The organism is Shewanella cyperi (genome assembly GCF_017354985.1).
Lineage (GTDB): Bacteria > Pseudomonadota > Gammaproteobacteria > Enterobacterales > Shewanellaceae > Shewanella > Shewanella cyperi.
Genome location: NZ_CP071501.1, coordinates 1,849,301 through 1,863,297 on the forward strand (window position 1 = coordinate 1,849,301; position 13,997 = coordinate 1,863,297).

A 13,997-nucleotide genomic window follows, 5' to 3' on the forward strand; every position below is an offset into this window, starting at 1 on the left:
TGCCCCCTTAAACCGCTTGTTTTTTAAAGAGTTCCCTGAATACGGGGTAGATGTCTTCGGCCTGGCGTATGTGTTGTACCGCCATATTGTCGAAATGTTGCATCAGGCCCTCGTATTCGCGCCAGAGTGTCTGGTGGGCGCGGTTGGTGATTTCTATGTAACTGAAATACCTGACCAACGGCAAAATGTGCTTTTCAAGCAACTGCCTGCAGGTCGGGGAGTCGTCTGCCCAGTTGTCGCCGTCTGAGGCTTGGGCGGCATAGATATTCCACTCACTGGCGGGATACCTTTCTTTTTGGATATCTATCATCAGCTTAAGTGCGCTTGAGACTATGGTTCCGCCGGTCTCCTGTGAATAGAAAAATTCGTGTTCATCCACCTCCTTGGCCTGGGTATGGTGGCGGATATACACCACTTCAAGGTTTTTGTAGGTTCGGGTTAAAAACAGGTACAGCAGTATGTAGAAACGTTTGGCCATATCCTTGGTGGCTTGATCCATGGAACCTGATACGTCCATCAGACAAAACATGACGGCCTGACTGGAGGGCACTTCACGCTTGGCAAAATTGTTGTATCTGAGGTCAAAGGTGTCGAGAAAAGGCACAGCGGCAATTTTCTTTTTCAGTGCCTCAATTTCTTCCCTCAATGCCAGCAAGGCCTCAGCCTTGGCGCCAGGGGTATTTTCCAGTTCGGCAAGCTCAGCTTCCAACTCCCTGAGTTTGCGCTTTTTACCCGCGGCCATAGCGGTACGCCTCGCCAGCGACGAGCGCAGCGAACGCACTATGTTGATATTGGCCGGCACGCCGTCATTGGTGAAGCCGGCACGATAGGTCTGATATTCCACCAGTTTATTGAGGCGGTTTTTCTGCAGATTCGGCAACTCCAGATCTTCAAACAAGAGTTCCAGGTATTCGTCCTTGGATATTTGAAATACGAAATCGTCTTGGCCTTCGCCTGAGTCCGAGGCATCGCCCTTGCCGCTGCCCTGACCGCCACCACTGGGTGGCCGCTCAATCTTGTCACCCCGGGTAAATTGATCATTGCCCGGATGCACGCGTTCCCGGTAGCCTCCACGTCCCTGATGAAACATGGGTTCACTGATGTCTTTTGTCGGTATGCTGACCTGTTCGCCCTTTTCCACATCGGTCACGCTGCGACGAGTGACAGCATCACTGACAGCCTTTTTGATTTGTTGCTTGTATCTGTTGATAAAACGTTGACGGTTGACCGTGCTTTTTCCCTTAGCATTAAGCCGCCTGTCGATGAAATTCGCCATACGCACCTCCCAAAACCACCGGACTGCCCGCGGCTGCGGGCAGTGGCGGATTAGCATCAAGACGACTTGCGGACCCGCAGGTACCACTCGGACAGGAGTCTGACCTGCTTCTTGGTATAGCCTTTCTCCATCATACGGTTGACGAAATCATCGTGTTTGCGTTGATCATCTGTGGATGTCTTGGCGTTGAAGGAAATAACCGGCAGCAGATCTTCGGTGTTGGAGAACATTTTCTTCTCTATCACGGTGCGCAGTTTTTCATAACTGGTCCACAGCGGGTTATTGCCTTCATTATTGGCCCTGGCTCTGAGTACAAAGTTCACAATCTCATTGCGGAAGTCCTTGGGATTGCTGATCCCGGCGGGTTTTTCAATTTTTTCCAGCTCGGCATTCAGGGCAGAGCGGTCAAACAATTGCCCGGTTTCGGGATCGCGGTATTCCTGATCCTGGATCCAGAAATCAGCATAGGTGACATAACGGTCGAAAATGTTCTGACCGTACTCTGAGTAAGATTCCAGATAGGCGGTCTGAATTTCCTTGCCGATAAATTCCACGTATTTGGGGATCAGGTAACCCTTGAGGAATTCCAGATACCTTTCCGCCGTGTCGCTGGGGAATTGTTCAGCTTCAATTTGTTTCTCAAGCACATAGAATAAATGCACCGGGTTGGCGGCGATTTCCGTGTGATCGAAGTTGAACACCCTGGAGAGGATCTTGAACGCAAAACGGGTCGACAGCCCCTGCATGCCTTCATCGACGCCGGCATAGTCCCGGTATTCCTGATAGGACTTGGCCTTGGGATCCGTGTCCTTGAGGCTCTCGCCGTCATAGACCCGCATCTTGGAGTAGATGGAGGAGTTTTCCGGCACTTTCAGTCGTGACAGCACACTGAATTGGGCCAGGGTTTCCAGGGTTCCGGGGGCACAGGGGGCCCGTGCCAGCTCGGAGTTGATAATGAGCTTTTTGTAAATCTGGATTTCTTCGGAAACCCGCAAACAATAGGGCACCTTGACTATATAGACGCGGTCGAGGAAAGCCTCGTTGTTTTTGTTGTTCTTGAAGGTGGACCATTCGGACTCATTCGAGTGCGCCAGGATTATGCCGGAGAAGGGCAATGCAGACAAACCTTCGGTACCGTTGTAGTTGCCTTCCTGGGTTGCGGTCAGCAAGGGGTGCAATACCTTAATCGGGGCCTTGAACATTTCCACAAATTCCATCAGGCCCTGGTTGGCACGGCACAGGGCACCCGAATAGGAATAGGCGTCGGCATCATTCTGGGCAAAATGCTCCAGCTTGCGGATATCGACCTTGCCCACCAGGGACGAAATATCCTGGTTGTTCTCATCACCGGGCTCGGTTTTGGCCACGGCAATCTGGTCCAGCACAGAGGGGAAGACCTTGACCACCCGGAATCGGGTGATATCGCCACCGTAATCGTGGAGGCGCTTTACCGCCCACGGCGACATGATGTTGCGCAGATAGCGGCTGGGAATGCCGTATTCCTGCTGCAGCAATTTGCCGTCTTCCTCGCTGTCAAACAGGCAGAAGGGATGATCATTCACCGGACTGCGCACCCCGTCGGCACTGAGAATATAGATGGGCACCTTTTGCATCAGCGCCTTGAGTTTTTCGGCCAGGGATGATTTACCGCCCCCCACAGGTCCCAGCAGATAGAGGATCTGCTTGGATTCTTCCAGCCCCTGGGCTGAATGCTTCAGATAGGCCACTATCTGCTCAATGGAATCTTCCATTCCGTAGAAGTCCTTGAATGCGGGATAGCGGGAAATCAAGCGATTGGAGAATATCCGGCTCAGCACCGGATTTTTGGCCGTGTCTATGACCTCTGCTTCGCCAATGGCAAGCAGCAAACGTTCCGCCGCAGACACATAGGCGCTGCGATCCGCTTTACAGATGTCGAGAAACTCCTGCAGCGTATATTCTTCTTCGAGTTTTTTCTCGTAGCGCTGCTGATAATGTTCAAATATGCCCATAAAAACCCCCTGAAACGCCGGTACGGTTAGGATAGGGACCTGGGATTAGCGGATCCCTGTTTTAATCTTAGACAGGAATTTTGGGGCTGTGTCAGAAAAAACAAATAAAAACAAAGACAAATAGTTGCAAAAGCAATATTTGCATATGTTTATATACCGAGGGCGAGGCTCAGCGGTGGGACAATGAGGCAATAAAAAAGGGCCCGATGGGCCCCTTTGAATTTCTGATGAAAATCAGAATTAACCGGCGTAGTTCTGGTTAACGAAGTCCCAGTTTACCAGTTCCCAGAAGTGGGCCAGGTAGTCAGGACGTACGTTGCGATAATCGATATAGTAAGCGTGTTCCCAAACGTCAACGGTCAGGATTGGGGTTACAGAGGCATCGGTCAGCGGAGTGGCTGCGTTGCTGGTGTTGACAATGGCAACAGAACCGTCAGCCTTCTTGACCAACCAGGTCCAGGCGCTGCCGAAGTTGTTTACGGCTGCATCGGTGAACTTGGCCTTGAATTCTTCGAAAGAACCGAAGGCTGCGTTGATGGCATCAGCAACAGCACCGGTGGCAACGCCGCCGCCATTGGGTGACAGGCAGTTCCAGTAGAAGGTGTGGTTCCATACCTGAGCGGCGTTGTTGAAGATGCCACCGGTAGAAGTTTTTACGATATCTTCCAGGCTCTTGCCTTCAAATTCGGTACCTGGGATCAGACCATTGAGCTTAACAACATAGGTGTTGTGATGCTTACCGTAGTGGTATTCGATGGTTTCCTGGGAAATATGGGGTTCCAGTGCGTTCTTGGCATAGGGCAATGCGGGTAATTCGAAAGCCATTATTGTCTCTCCATGGATTTGATATGACACAGTCATGTTTTGCTCACTGGGAGCTATTGTACTGATAAAATCTTTGATGTGAATCACTGTTTGGCCGATTGATTGGATTGACAGCTTAGAAAAAATCCAATGGCGACATACCCCTACATTATGTGGGATTTTGTTCTCGGGCCAGCTGTCGTACAATATCCTCAAGTCGTTGCCAACTGCCGGGGCTCTTGTCCCGCCATCAGGAATTAAAATGGACACAGTCGAAAAAATCAAACAGCAAATTGCTGAAAACCCAATCATAGTTTACATGAAAGGCTCTCCAAAGCTGCCAAGCTGCGGTTTCTCAGCCCGCGTCGCCGAGCTGATGATCAACATTGGTGAGCAGTTTGCCTATGTGGATATTCTGCAACATCCGGATATCCGCGCCGAGCTGCCAAAGTATGCCAACTGGCCAACATTCCCCCAACTGTGGGTGGAAGGCGAGCTGATCGGTGGCTGTGACATCCTGACCGAAATGTATCAGAAGGGCGAATTGCAACCGCTGATCAAGGAAGTGGCGGCTAAATACAAATCGGCCGAGTGAGTTGATGCAAAAGATAAAAAAGCCCTGCAATGCAGGGCTTTTTAGTTTCAGGCCTCGCTGGCCTCTATCTGTTCTTCATCCTGCGGTGCATGGGATGCGGGTAACAGCAGGTTCATGGTGATGGCCACAATACCGCACAGGCTGATGCCGCTCAGGCTGAAAGACCCTATGCCAAAGGCCATGCCGCCGATGCCGAACACCAGGGTGACACCGACAATTGCCAGATTACGCGGGCAGGCCAGGTCGACCCGGTTACGGATCAGGGTATTGAGACCGACGGCGGCAATGGAGCCGAACAGCAGGCACATGATCCCACCCATCACAGGCACAGGAATGGTTTGCATCAGAGCGCCGAGTTTACCCACAAACGCCAGCAACAGGGCACTGATGGCGGCCCAGGTCATGATGACGGGGTTGAAGTTGCGGGTCAGGGTTACGGCACCCGTTACCTCGGAATAGGTGGTATTTGGTGGTCCACCGAATGCGGCCGCTGCCATGGTGGCCAGTCCATCGCCGGCAAGGGTTCTGTGCAGCCCGGGTTTTTTCATAAAATCTTTTCCGGTGACACTGGAGATGGCCAGAATGTCACCTATGTGTTCCACGGCGGGGGCAATGGCGACCGGGATCATAAAGGCAATAGCGTGCCAATTGAATTCCGGCGCGGTAAAGTTCGGCAGCGCCAACCAGGCTGCGGTCATCACCTTGTCAAAGTCGACAATGCCAAATCCCAGACTCAAACCATAGCCCACCAGAATACCCGCGAGGATCGGCATCAGTTTCAGCAAGCCCTTGGCGAAAATGGCCACCAATATGGTGGTCAGCAGGGACGCCAGCGACACTATCAGGGCGATATCCGGAGCCACCAGCACCAGGGCGCCATCGCCGCTCTTGCCCAACGCCATATTGACCGCCACTGGTGCCAATCCCAGACCAATGATGATGATCACCGGCCCCACGACCACTGGGGGTAACAAGCGATGAATAAAACCCACGCCTCTGATGCGTACCACCGAGGCGAGCAGCAGATACACGGCGCCCGCGGCCATCAGGGCCCCGAGAGTCGACGGCAGTCCCCAGGTTTGCACCGAATAGAGTATGGGGGCGATAAAGGCAAAGCTGGAGGCCAGAAATACGGGGACCTGGCGCCGGGTTACCCACTGAAACAGCAGGGTGCCCATACCGGCGGTGAACAGGGCGACACTGGTGTCCATGCCGGTCAACAGCGGCATCAGTACCAGGGCGCCGAAGGCGACAAACAGCATCTGAGCGCCTTGCAGGGGAAGCAGGATTTTTTGCATATTGTTATTCCATATGAGGGTAGCGCCGCTATTGTAACAGGCTGATTATGTTTGATAAGCCAACAGCATGATTTTTCTCCGTTCCCTTCGCTCCCTGAGCCCGCTGCCCTTTGAGTGGTCAGGGCTTGCTGTGTTACACTGCCGCTTCCTTATCGGGTCCTGACGCTATGCAGGCGGAACCATTAGATGCGCAACAAATTTTTATCCATCAGTTTGTTAATTTCCTTGCTGGCTTGGCAGGGGGCTCAGGCCGTTGAAGTCGCCAAGCTCGACGAGGCTGATGTTCAGGTAGGATCTCGCTCGGCATCGGAACGCGACAGCGCGGTACGAGAGGCGCTCGCCCGGGTATTGGTCAAAAACAGCGGATCAGCCGCCGTGCTGGAACACCCGCTTATCCGGCAGCAGCTGTCCAGCGCATCGGCCTTGCTGAGACAATACGGTTACCTCGAAAAAGAGCGTCAGCTCTATGTGCATGCCAGCTTCGACCAGGCCAGGATAGTTTCCCTGTTGCGTGATGCCCAGTTGCCAGTGTGGGGGAAACAGCGCCCTTTGACCCTGATGTGGCTGGTGGTTGAACGGGATGGCGAACGGGCTCTGCTTGCCGATCAGGGGGAAAGCGTACAGCGGCAGTTGTTGATGCAAGCCGCTGAAAACGCGGGGATCCCTGTTTTGCTGCCCTTGATGGACCTGGATGATTTGATGCAGGTGTCGGTCAATTCGGTGCGGGGCATGTTTGTGGATGAAGTGATGACCGCAACCAACAGATACCAATCGGACTTTTTCGTGTTGGGCAATATGGAAGCAGCCGGAGAGACGGTGAATTACCAATTGAGCCTGTACTCCAGACCCCGTGAAGGTGAGACGTTGCCGCCACAGGCGCTCTTGAGCCAACAGGGCAGTGCGGCCAGTGAAGACCAGGCCATGTCAGCCCTGTTGAGCCTGTTAAGTGGCTATTATGTTGAAAAGTATGCCGTGACCAGCACGGGTGAATCCCAATTAAGCGAACTCACCTTTGTGGGGATCAATAAGTTGGCTGATTTAGTGTCCCTGGAGGCCTTCCTCGGTCAGCTGTCGGTGGTAAAGTCTGTTTCGCTCAAGCAGATGGCGGCGGACAGAGTCACTTTCAATCTGTCACTGTTTGGCACCAGAGAAGATCTGGATCGTTTGCTGAATCTGGAAGGCAAGATTAGCCGGCTTGACAGCCTTCAGGATGAGCAGGCCAACACCTATCAGTGGCGTGGTCAATAACCGCATTTTTCCCCGCCAGTCACTTGTGTTACACTGCGCGGGGCTCCCGAACGGGTGCCTTGCCAAGTAGCCAGATTATTGAGAAGTACCGAGTGTCCCAACACCCTCCATTGCAGTTGTCCTTGCCCGTTCATCTCCCCGATGACGAGACCTTTAACAGCTATTATCCTGCCGCCGGCAACGATGAGCTGATCCAGGCCCTGCATGGCATTGCCAGCGGTCAGGACAAGCAAGCGCTGTACCTTTGGGGCCCCGGAAAATCAGGCCGCACCCATCTGATGCATGCGGCCTGTGCCTACGCCAATGAGCATGAGCGTCGCAGTTTTTATCTGCCGCTGGGTATTCATGCTTCCATCTCAACGGCCTTGCTTGAGGGACTTGAACAGCTGGATCTCATCTGCATCGATGATGTGGATGCCATTGCCGGCCACCCTCTGTGGGAAGAAGCCATCTTTGATTTGTATAACCGGGTGGCGGAGCACAAGCGTTGTGCCCTCTTGGTCAGCGCCAGTGCATCACCGGCCGAAGCGGGATTCCAACTCCCCGATCTGCTGTCAAGAATGCAATGGGGCCTGACCTACCAACTACAGCCTATGATGGATGAGGAAAAGCTGGCGGCCTTGCAAAGAAGGGCGGCGATGCGCGGCTTACAGCTGCCGGAAGACGTGGGCCGTTTTTTGCTGAACCGGATGGCGCGGGATCTGCGTACCCTGTTTGACGTACTGGACCGCCTCGATAAGGCATCCATGGTGCACCAACGCAAGCTGACCATTCCTTTTATCAAGGAAATGCTGCGTCTCTAAACTCTGATGTCTAAAGAGCTCTATAACAAAAAAGCCCGGGATATTCCGGGCTTTTTGCATTCAGATCAGGCTTAGTTTCTCGGCCGGGCATACCTGTCGCCGGAGAATTGCAGCGGTATTTCAGCAGCGGGTTTGGCGCTGACTGCCGCCCTGGTGTTGGCCCCCTGGGGACTGATGGTCAAATTAGTCAGCCAGCTTTGTCCGGATTGCATGGCAATGGGGGCGGGCAGGGAAGCGACGATAGCGGTACCATCCCATTCGGGGAAGATGCCTTCAAGCACAAAGGCGGCCCTTTGCGCCAGGGCATCATCGCCTATGCGGCCCCGCTGGCCCCAATCGACTATCACTGTGCTGGCAGTGGGATTGGCAGGGCTGTCGGTCACGGCCACGTCCCTTAATACCCCATGACGATAGTTCATCATCAGCTCTTCAAACACCATGGCCGCATCTTCCCGCTCGGTGGAGTAGGCGTAAAAGTCGGAGGCGATATCGTTGCTGAAAAAACTGCTGACATCGGCCGGTACGTAGGCTTTTTGGGTATCTGAGGCCGCCTGGCCACGGAATCTGACATTGGCCAGGCTGCGCATTTCTTCACTGCCCAGAGGATATAAATCGGCTAGCCTGTCTGAGGTTAACGCCTTGGCGGTGGCACGCTTGTTGTAGTCATCAAGCAAGGTGGGGCCCGCCAGGCTGCCGTGGATACTGCGGGGAAAGAAATCATTGGCGTGGGCCAGCTCGTGATACAGCAAGGAGGCCAGATCCGGTGTCAGCTCATCCAAACTGCGATGGCTTCTCTGGGTACGGGGCACAATCGAGGACGCGTATTCATTGTCTTTGACATAGCGCCAGGGCATGAGGAACTTCAGATCGGCACCGAAGTTGCTGCGGTAATCCGGCTGCTCGTTGATGGTATCCCGTTGCAGTGGCGTGAGCCACAGATCTTCAGGGTCCAGATATATCGCGCCGGTGACCACCCAATAAAAGGAAGGCCTGACATCGTAACTGATGACCACGGCGGTAACGGATTGCAGCAGGTTAGCAAAGTCGCTGTTGGCATCAACAGTGTCGAGGAAGCTGGCAAAGTTATCCCCCATCCATTGATGGGATACCAGCACCCGGTCGAGTATCGCTTGTTTGTCCATACCGTTGGCTGTTTGGCCAAGCAAAGGCAAGCGGCTGATGCTGCAGGAACTGTTTAACTGATTGGAATAGGTACAGGCCTTGAGATCGGCGGCCCAGGGGCTGTCGCTGTGGTAGGGGAAGGTGCGTGCCAGGGCAGAGTCAAAATAACCTGAGGTGATGCTGCTTTCCCGGGTGATCAATACCCAGGCACTGTCGCTGCCGGCAATGCCGTTATGGCTGCCGCTGGCCCTGAGTTCCACCAGGGTATCCTGGCTGACGCTTGGAGCGGTAAACAAGGGCCGTTCGTTGTTGCTGAGATCCACGTTCAGGTTTGCACCGCTGGCGCACCAATCAATGGCCGACAGGGTTGACCCCTGAACCCTGTCCAGCCTCAGGCTGACGGCATTGCCGCTGGTTACCTGGTGATCTTGCCTCAGCTTTACCGGATTGGCGTTATCTGTATCGGCGTTAATGGCTACGCTGGCGGTTACCGAGGTGCCGGGACCTGTGATGCTGAGCTCGAATTCATAGCTACCGGCACTTGTCGGCACAAAGGACAGTATCGGGGAATGGCTGGCCACCAATTCCAGTTGCGGTCCTGAACTTTGGCGCCATTGATAATTGAGCCCCTGGCTGTCCTTGCCCAGATCGGCATAGATCATGGCAGGTTGCTGCGCCCGGTAGTTTTGCTCGGTGACAAAAGTGACACCTCCAGCGGCTACCCGGTTAAGCGTGGTCGCGTTGCTACAGGCTTTAAGCCCAGGGGCGGGTGGCTGGATTGGGGGAGAAACGCCACCGTCGCTGCTGCCTCCGCCACAGGCGGTTAACATCAACATGCTGGCAAAGGAAAGAAGGCTGGCCTTTTTCATCGGCTGAACTCCGGCTAATGTGAACTTGATGTAACATTCCAAACGTCACTATAGCATGCCGATAACCTGGCTTGGCAATTGCCTTCAGGTGTTTGTTTGTAATGAAAAAATTCTAAAAGAGCAGGGCTTTGAAATCTATTGGTGGGATCAAGAGAAGAAAAAGGCGCCTTGCGGCGCCCAGATCATCAGCAGAGTTATTCCTTCGTTTTCTTCTTTAACCCCAGCCCCAATTCCCGCCCGCGCAGACGGGCATAGAAGGGGAAGGTAATCGACAACAGCGCCAACAACCCCACCTCTAAGATGGCGAACCAAAGTTTGTCGCCGGCCACATACAGAAGCGTCAGGCCGTGCAGCAGATACAGGCACAGAATAAAGCTGGCCCAGGCATGGGTATAAGGTTTGCCTTGCATGATCCCCGGCAGCGGCAGCAGCAAGGGCACCAACCACAGGGCATTAAAGGCCATGGAATAACCGGCACCATTACCCAAAAACCAATAGCCGAGCAACAGTAGCAGCAGGGGATAACCAATGCGATTTATGAGCAGGAGCAGTCGGGTGTTTTCAGCCACGCTTGTTACCCTCAAAGGATTGCCAGGACATTTTCCGGTGGCCGTCCAACGGCGGCTTTGCCGTTGGCCAATACCACGGGACGTTCGATCAGCTTGGGGGTGGCGACCATGGCGGCAATCAGCTCGGCCTCGGTGAGAGCTGGATTATCCAACCCCAGGGCCTGGTATTCCTCTTCCTTGGTGCGCATCAGTTGCCGCGCCGTCAGGCCAAGCAGGGACAGGATCCGGGTCAGCTCTTCGGCAGTGGGAGTGTCTTTAAGGTACTCCACCACAGTGATCTCCGCGCCCTGTTGTTGCAGCAGTTCCAGGGTTTGGCGGCTTTTGGAGCAACGGGGATTATGGAAAATAGTCGCTTGAGTCATAAGTTAAGATCTTGATAGTTAACGTGGTCGCATCATAGCAAAAAAGTGAGGCGCCGTCAGGCGCCCCGGTGGATTCTGTGCAGCGATAAAACTGCTCGCCGCTGTCACTTCAAGGCATCAAGTGCCTTTTCTGCTTCGCGGAATTGGCGGATCCTGGCTTCAATGCGCGCCAGTTGCAGAGGATCGTCCTTGGTGAAGCGATAGGCAAAGTTAAGCTGATCAACTGCACCTTTGTAATCCGCGGCCAAGGCCATGGATTCGGCGCTGGCAAAGTGCTCCAGTGCCTGGTTCCCCGTCTGGCGATAAACCTGGGTCATCATTTCATAGGGCAGGGGATTTTGCTTGTCGAGGAACACCATGTCTTCGAGCAACGGGATGGCCTTGGCGGCTTCTCCGGCCTCAATATAGACATTGGCCAGGTTGGCGTTTATCACCTGAGAGGTCGGTTTGAGCTGGCGTTGTTGCTCCAGCAGCGCCTTGGCCGCGGCAAAATCCTTTCGCTCCACCAGCAGATCCGCCTTGGTATCGAGATAAAACAGATTGTTGGCATCCCGTGTCAGCAGCTTATCTATGATGACTTCTGCTTCCTTTGCCCGTTTCAGTCTCAGCAGAGCAAGGGCCTTACCGTAAAGGGCGGCACTTTCGAACGCATAGCTGTTGCGGCTCAATTGCTTTTCAAACAGGGACAGGGCCATTTCATCGCTGTAGCTTGAAAAGCGCACCTGGATCCTGGCCTTGGCCAACTGGTAATTGAGATTGTCCGGCACAAACCTGTGGGGATATTGGTTGGCGCGATTTCGGGCCTCGCTGATGCGCGATTCGGGTAAGGGGTGAGTCAATAGCATCTGCGGTGGCGTAGTGGTAAAACGGTAGCGACTGGCGAGTTTCCCGAAAAAATCTCCGGCGGCTTCGGGGTCAAAACCCGCATCCACCAGGATTTGCATCCCGATACGATCAGCCTCTTTTTCGTGTTGACGGGTATAGTTGATTTTAGCCTGGGTGGCCAGCGCCTGGGTGGTTGCCAGGGCAGCCATACCTGCCTGGGGCGCTGCTATGGTCAGCAGTATTGCACCCAACATACCCGCGACGGTCGCCGGGGCAGTTTTCTCCTGAGCCTCCAGACTTCTGGCCAGGTGCCTTTGGGTCACGTGGGTAATTTCGTGTGCCAGCACTGAGGCCAGTTCACTCTCGCTATCGGCGTTAAGAAACAGCCCGGTATGCACGCCCACATGGCCACCGAAAAACGCAAATGCGTTGATTTCGTCATTGCGCAGCATAAAGAAGTAGAACGGCGTTTTTACCCCGGTGGCGTGGGCAACCAACTTATTGCCAAGCTCTGTGATGTACTGGCTCAGCACAGGATCATTGAGCACGGGGGCTGAAGAACGTATGACGCGCATATAGGCATCACCGTACTGCATTTCCTTTTCCAGACTGAAGGTATTGACCGCTGCAGTACCCAAATCAGGTAAGTCATTGTTGGCAAAGCTGTGATTGGAAGCGAATGACAACAGGGCCGTGGTGGCAGCAGTCAGCATGACACGGGGGAAACGACTTGGAATTAATCTACGCAAAGGGGTCCTTAGTAATCAGTGATCCGGAACGCTGTCCTTGGACTGTGGCTTGTGGTTTAGCCTTCAAGCAAGGATAATGGCCCCGGGATATCCATGGCAAGTTCATTATGGTTTCTATTGATTTAACCGCGCAGCGCTGTCCCCTGGCGTTGGTCAATGCCAAGATGGCACTCAAGCCACTGGCCATAGGTGACAGTTTGCAGATTACCCTGTTGGACAGCGGTTCCCGGCGGGATGTTCCCGCTTATTTTCAAAACCAGGGGCACGAGCTGACCATACTCAAAGATGATGAGCAGAGCCTGAGCCTGATAGTTACCAAGAAAACCCAAAGTTAATCCCTATCTTTGCCCTCCGGGGCCTATGTTTGAGGTCGATAAGGCATGTTGGATTTTGTAGCCCGCTGGTATAAAGACAGATTCAGTGATCCCCAGGCTGTCACCCTGATGTTTATTCTGCTGGGACTGGCAGCGCTGATTTATTTCGGTGGTGGCTTGCTGGCGCCTTTGCTGGTGGCACTGGTATTGGCTTTCCTGTTGGAATGGCCCGTGGCGCAAATGAGCCGCATAGGGATTAATCGCACCACGGGCGCATCCCTGGTGCTGGTGCTCTTTATCGCCCTGGTGTTGATGATGGCCTTTGGTTTGTTCCCGAGCCTGTGGCGTCAGGGGCTCGCCCTCATCGGCGAACTGCCGAATATGCTCGACAAGGGCATGCTGTATCTGGGCTCCCTGGTGGAAAAATACCCCCAGTTCGTCAACGCTGAGCAGTTGCAAACCCTGCAGTCGGAGCTGAAGCGCATGTTGGATACCCAACATTTGCTCGACATAGGCAAGCAGCTGCTCGGTTACTCAGCGTCCCTGTTGGTACTCATGGTTTACGCCATTTTGGTGCCCTTGTTGGTGTTCTTTTTTCTGAAGGATAAGGAACAACTCATTCGCGGCAGCAAACGCTTCTTCCCCAGCAACAGGGAATTGGCCCGTAAGGTCTGGAGTGAGATGAATCAGCAGATCTTCAACTATATTCGCGGCAAGGTGATTGAGATTGTTATCGTCGGTGTCGCCAGCTATATCTTCTTTGCCCTGATGGGGCTGCGCTATTCGGCGCTGCTGGGCGTGTTGACCGGCTTCTCTGTTTTGATCCCCTATGTGGGGGCGACCCTGGTGACCTTGCCCATTGCCCTGGTGGGTTTTTTCCAGTGGGGATTCAATGCCGACTTCGGTTATCTAATGTTGGGTTATGGCATTATCCAGGCGTTGGATGGCAATGTGCTGGTGCCCGTGCTCTTCTCCGACGCGGTAGATCTGCATCCTGTCATCATCATCGCCGCCGTGTTGGTCTTCGGCGGTTTATGGGGCTTCTGGGGGGTATTTTTCGCCATTCCTCTGGCATCGCTGGTGAAGGCGGTTATCAATGCCTGGCCGGCGTCTGTTCCTGCCAAATTGGATTTGGGTGAAGGTATTTAATATCTCAGTCATAAAAAAGGCCC

13 protein-coding genes are annotated in these 13,997 nt (G+C 53.8%); 5 read left to right on the top strand and 8 right to left on the bottom strand.

Going from position 1 to position 13,997, the window contains the following annotated elements:
• Nucleotides 1–7: 7 nt before the first annotated feature.
• The 3 genes from JYB84_RS07965 to sodB form a co-directional block, all read right to left on the bottom strand.
• Nucleotides 8–1,276, bottom strand: coding sequence for a YeaH/YhbH family protein (locus JYB84_RS07965; RefSeq protein WP_207322869.1), 1,269 nt, complete (start codon nt 1,274–1,276; stop codon nt 8–10).
• Nucleotides 1,277–1,332: 56 nt separating this feature from the next.
• Nucleotides 1,333–3,267 (bottom strand): PrkA family serine protein kinase, encoded by a 1,935-nt coding sequence (locus JYB84_RS07970; RefSeq protein WP_207322870.1) that lies wholly within the window; start codon nt 3,265–3,267, stop codon nt 1,333–1,335.
• Nucleotides 3,268–3,507: 240 nt separating this feature from the next.
• A complete protein-coding gene (gene sodB, locus JYB84_RS07975) occupies nt 3,508–4,092 on the bottom strand; it encodes a superoxide dismutase [Fe] (RefSeq protein WP_207322871.1) in 585 nt (194 codons plus the stop codon).
• Between the two features lie 241 nt (nt 4,093–4,333).
• On the opposite strand from sodB, the gene grxD reads away from it, so the two are divergent.
• The gene (grxD, locus tag JYB84_RS07980) at nt 4,334–4,666 is read left to right on the top strand and encodes a Grx4 family monothiol glutaredoxin (protein ID WP_207322872.1); all 333 of its coding nucleotides are present in this window, start codon (nt 4,334–4,336) and stop codon (nt 4,664–4,666) included.
• A 47-nt stretch (nt 4,667–4,713) separates the two neighbouring features.
• On the opposite strand, the gene JYB84_RS07985 is transcribed toward grxD, so the two are convergent.
• The gene (locus JYB84_RS07985) at nt 4,714–5,964 is read right to left on the bottom strand and encodes a uracil-xanthine permease family protein (protein WP_207322873.1); all 1,251 of its coding nucleotides are present in this window, start codon (nt 5,962–5,964) and stop codon (nt 4,714–4,716) included.
• Nucleotides 5,965–6,150: 186 nt separating this feature from the next.
• Here JYB84_RS07985 and JYB84_RS07990 point away from each other — a divergent pair, with 186 nt between their 5' ends.
• Both JYB84_RS07990 and hda read left to right on the top strand, forming a co-directional pair.
• Complete coding sequence (locus tag JYB84_RS07990) at nt 6,151–7,212, top strand: DUF2066 domain-containing protein (protein WP_207322874.1); 1,062 nt, start codon at nt 6,151–6,153, stop codon at nt 7,210–7,212.
• Between the two features lie 92 nt (nt 7,213–7,304).
• Nucleotides 7,305–8,015 carry a DnaA inactivator Hda gene (hda, locus tag JYB84_RS07995; RefSeq protein WP_207322875.1) on the top strand — a complete coding sequence of 237 codons (711 nt, stop codon included), beginning with the start codon at nt 7,305–7,307 and terminating at the stop codon, nt 8,013–8,015.
• 71 nt (nt 8,016–8,086) lie between these two features.
• Here the strand turns inward: hda and JYB84_RS08000 are convergent, their stop codons facing one another.
• The 4 genes from JYB84_RS08000 to bepA all read right to left on the bottom strand — a co-directional run bounded on the left by JYB84_RS08000 (nt 8,087) and on the right by bepA (nt 12,475).
• Nucleotides 8,087–10,006 (bottom strand): hypothetical protein, encoded by a 1,920-nt coding sequence (locus tag JYB84_RS08000; RefSeq protein ID WP_207322876.1) that lies wholly within the window; start codon nt 10,004–10,006, stop codon nt 8,087–8,089.
• A 194-nt stretch (nt 10,007–10,200) separates the two neighbouring features.
• Nucleotides 10,201–10,575 carry a DUF2069 domain-containing protein gene (locus JYB84_RS08005; protein WP_207322877.1) on the bottom strand — a complete coding sequence of 125 codons (375 nt, stop codon included), beginning with the start codon at nt 10,573–10,575 and terminating at the stop codon, nt 10,201–10,203.
• A gap of 11 nt (nt 10,576–10,586) precedes the next feature.
• The gene (gene arsC, locus JYB84_RS08010; RefSeq protein ID WP_207322878.1) at nt 10,587–10,937 is read right to left on the bottom strand and encodes an arsenate reductase (glutaredoxin); all 351 of its coding nucleotides are present in this window, start codon (nt 10,935–10,937) and stop codon (nt 10,587–10,589) included.
• 104 nt (nt 10,938–11,041) lie between these two features.
• Nucleotides 11,042–12,475: a beta-barrel assembly-enhancing protease gene (gene bepA / locus JYB84_RS08015; RefSeq protein ID WP_207323149.1), complete on the bottom strand. Its 1,434-nt coding sequence runs from the start codon at nt 12,473–12,475 to the stop codon at nt 11,042–11,044.
• A 143-nt stretch (nt 12,476–12,618) separates the two neighbouring features.
• On the opposite strand from bepA, the gene JYB84_RS08020 reads away from it, so the two are divergent.
• Nucleotides 12,619–12,846, top strand: coding sequence for a sulfurtransferase TusA family protein (locus JYB84_RS08020; protein ID WP_207322879.1), 228 nt, complete (start codon nt 12,619–12,621; stop codon nt 12,844–12,846).
• 45 nt (nt 12,847–12,891) lie between these two features.
• Nucleotides 12,892–13,974, top strand: a complete 1,083-nt coding sequence (locus tag JYB84_RS08025) for an AI-2E family transporter (RefSeq protein WP_207322880.1) — start codon at nt 12,892–12,894, stop codon at nt 13,972–13,974.
• The last annotated feature ends 23 nt before the right edge of the window (nt 13,975–13,997 follow it).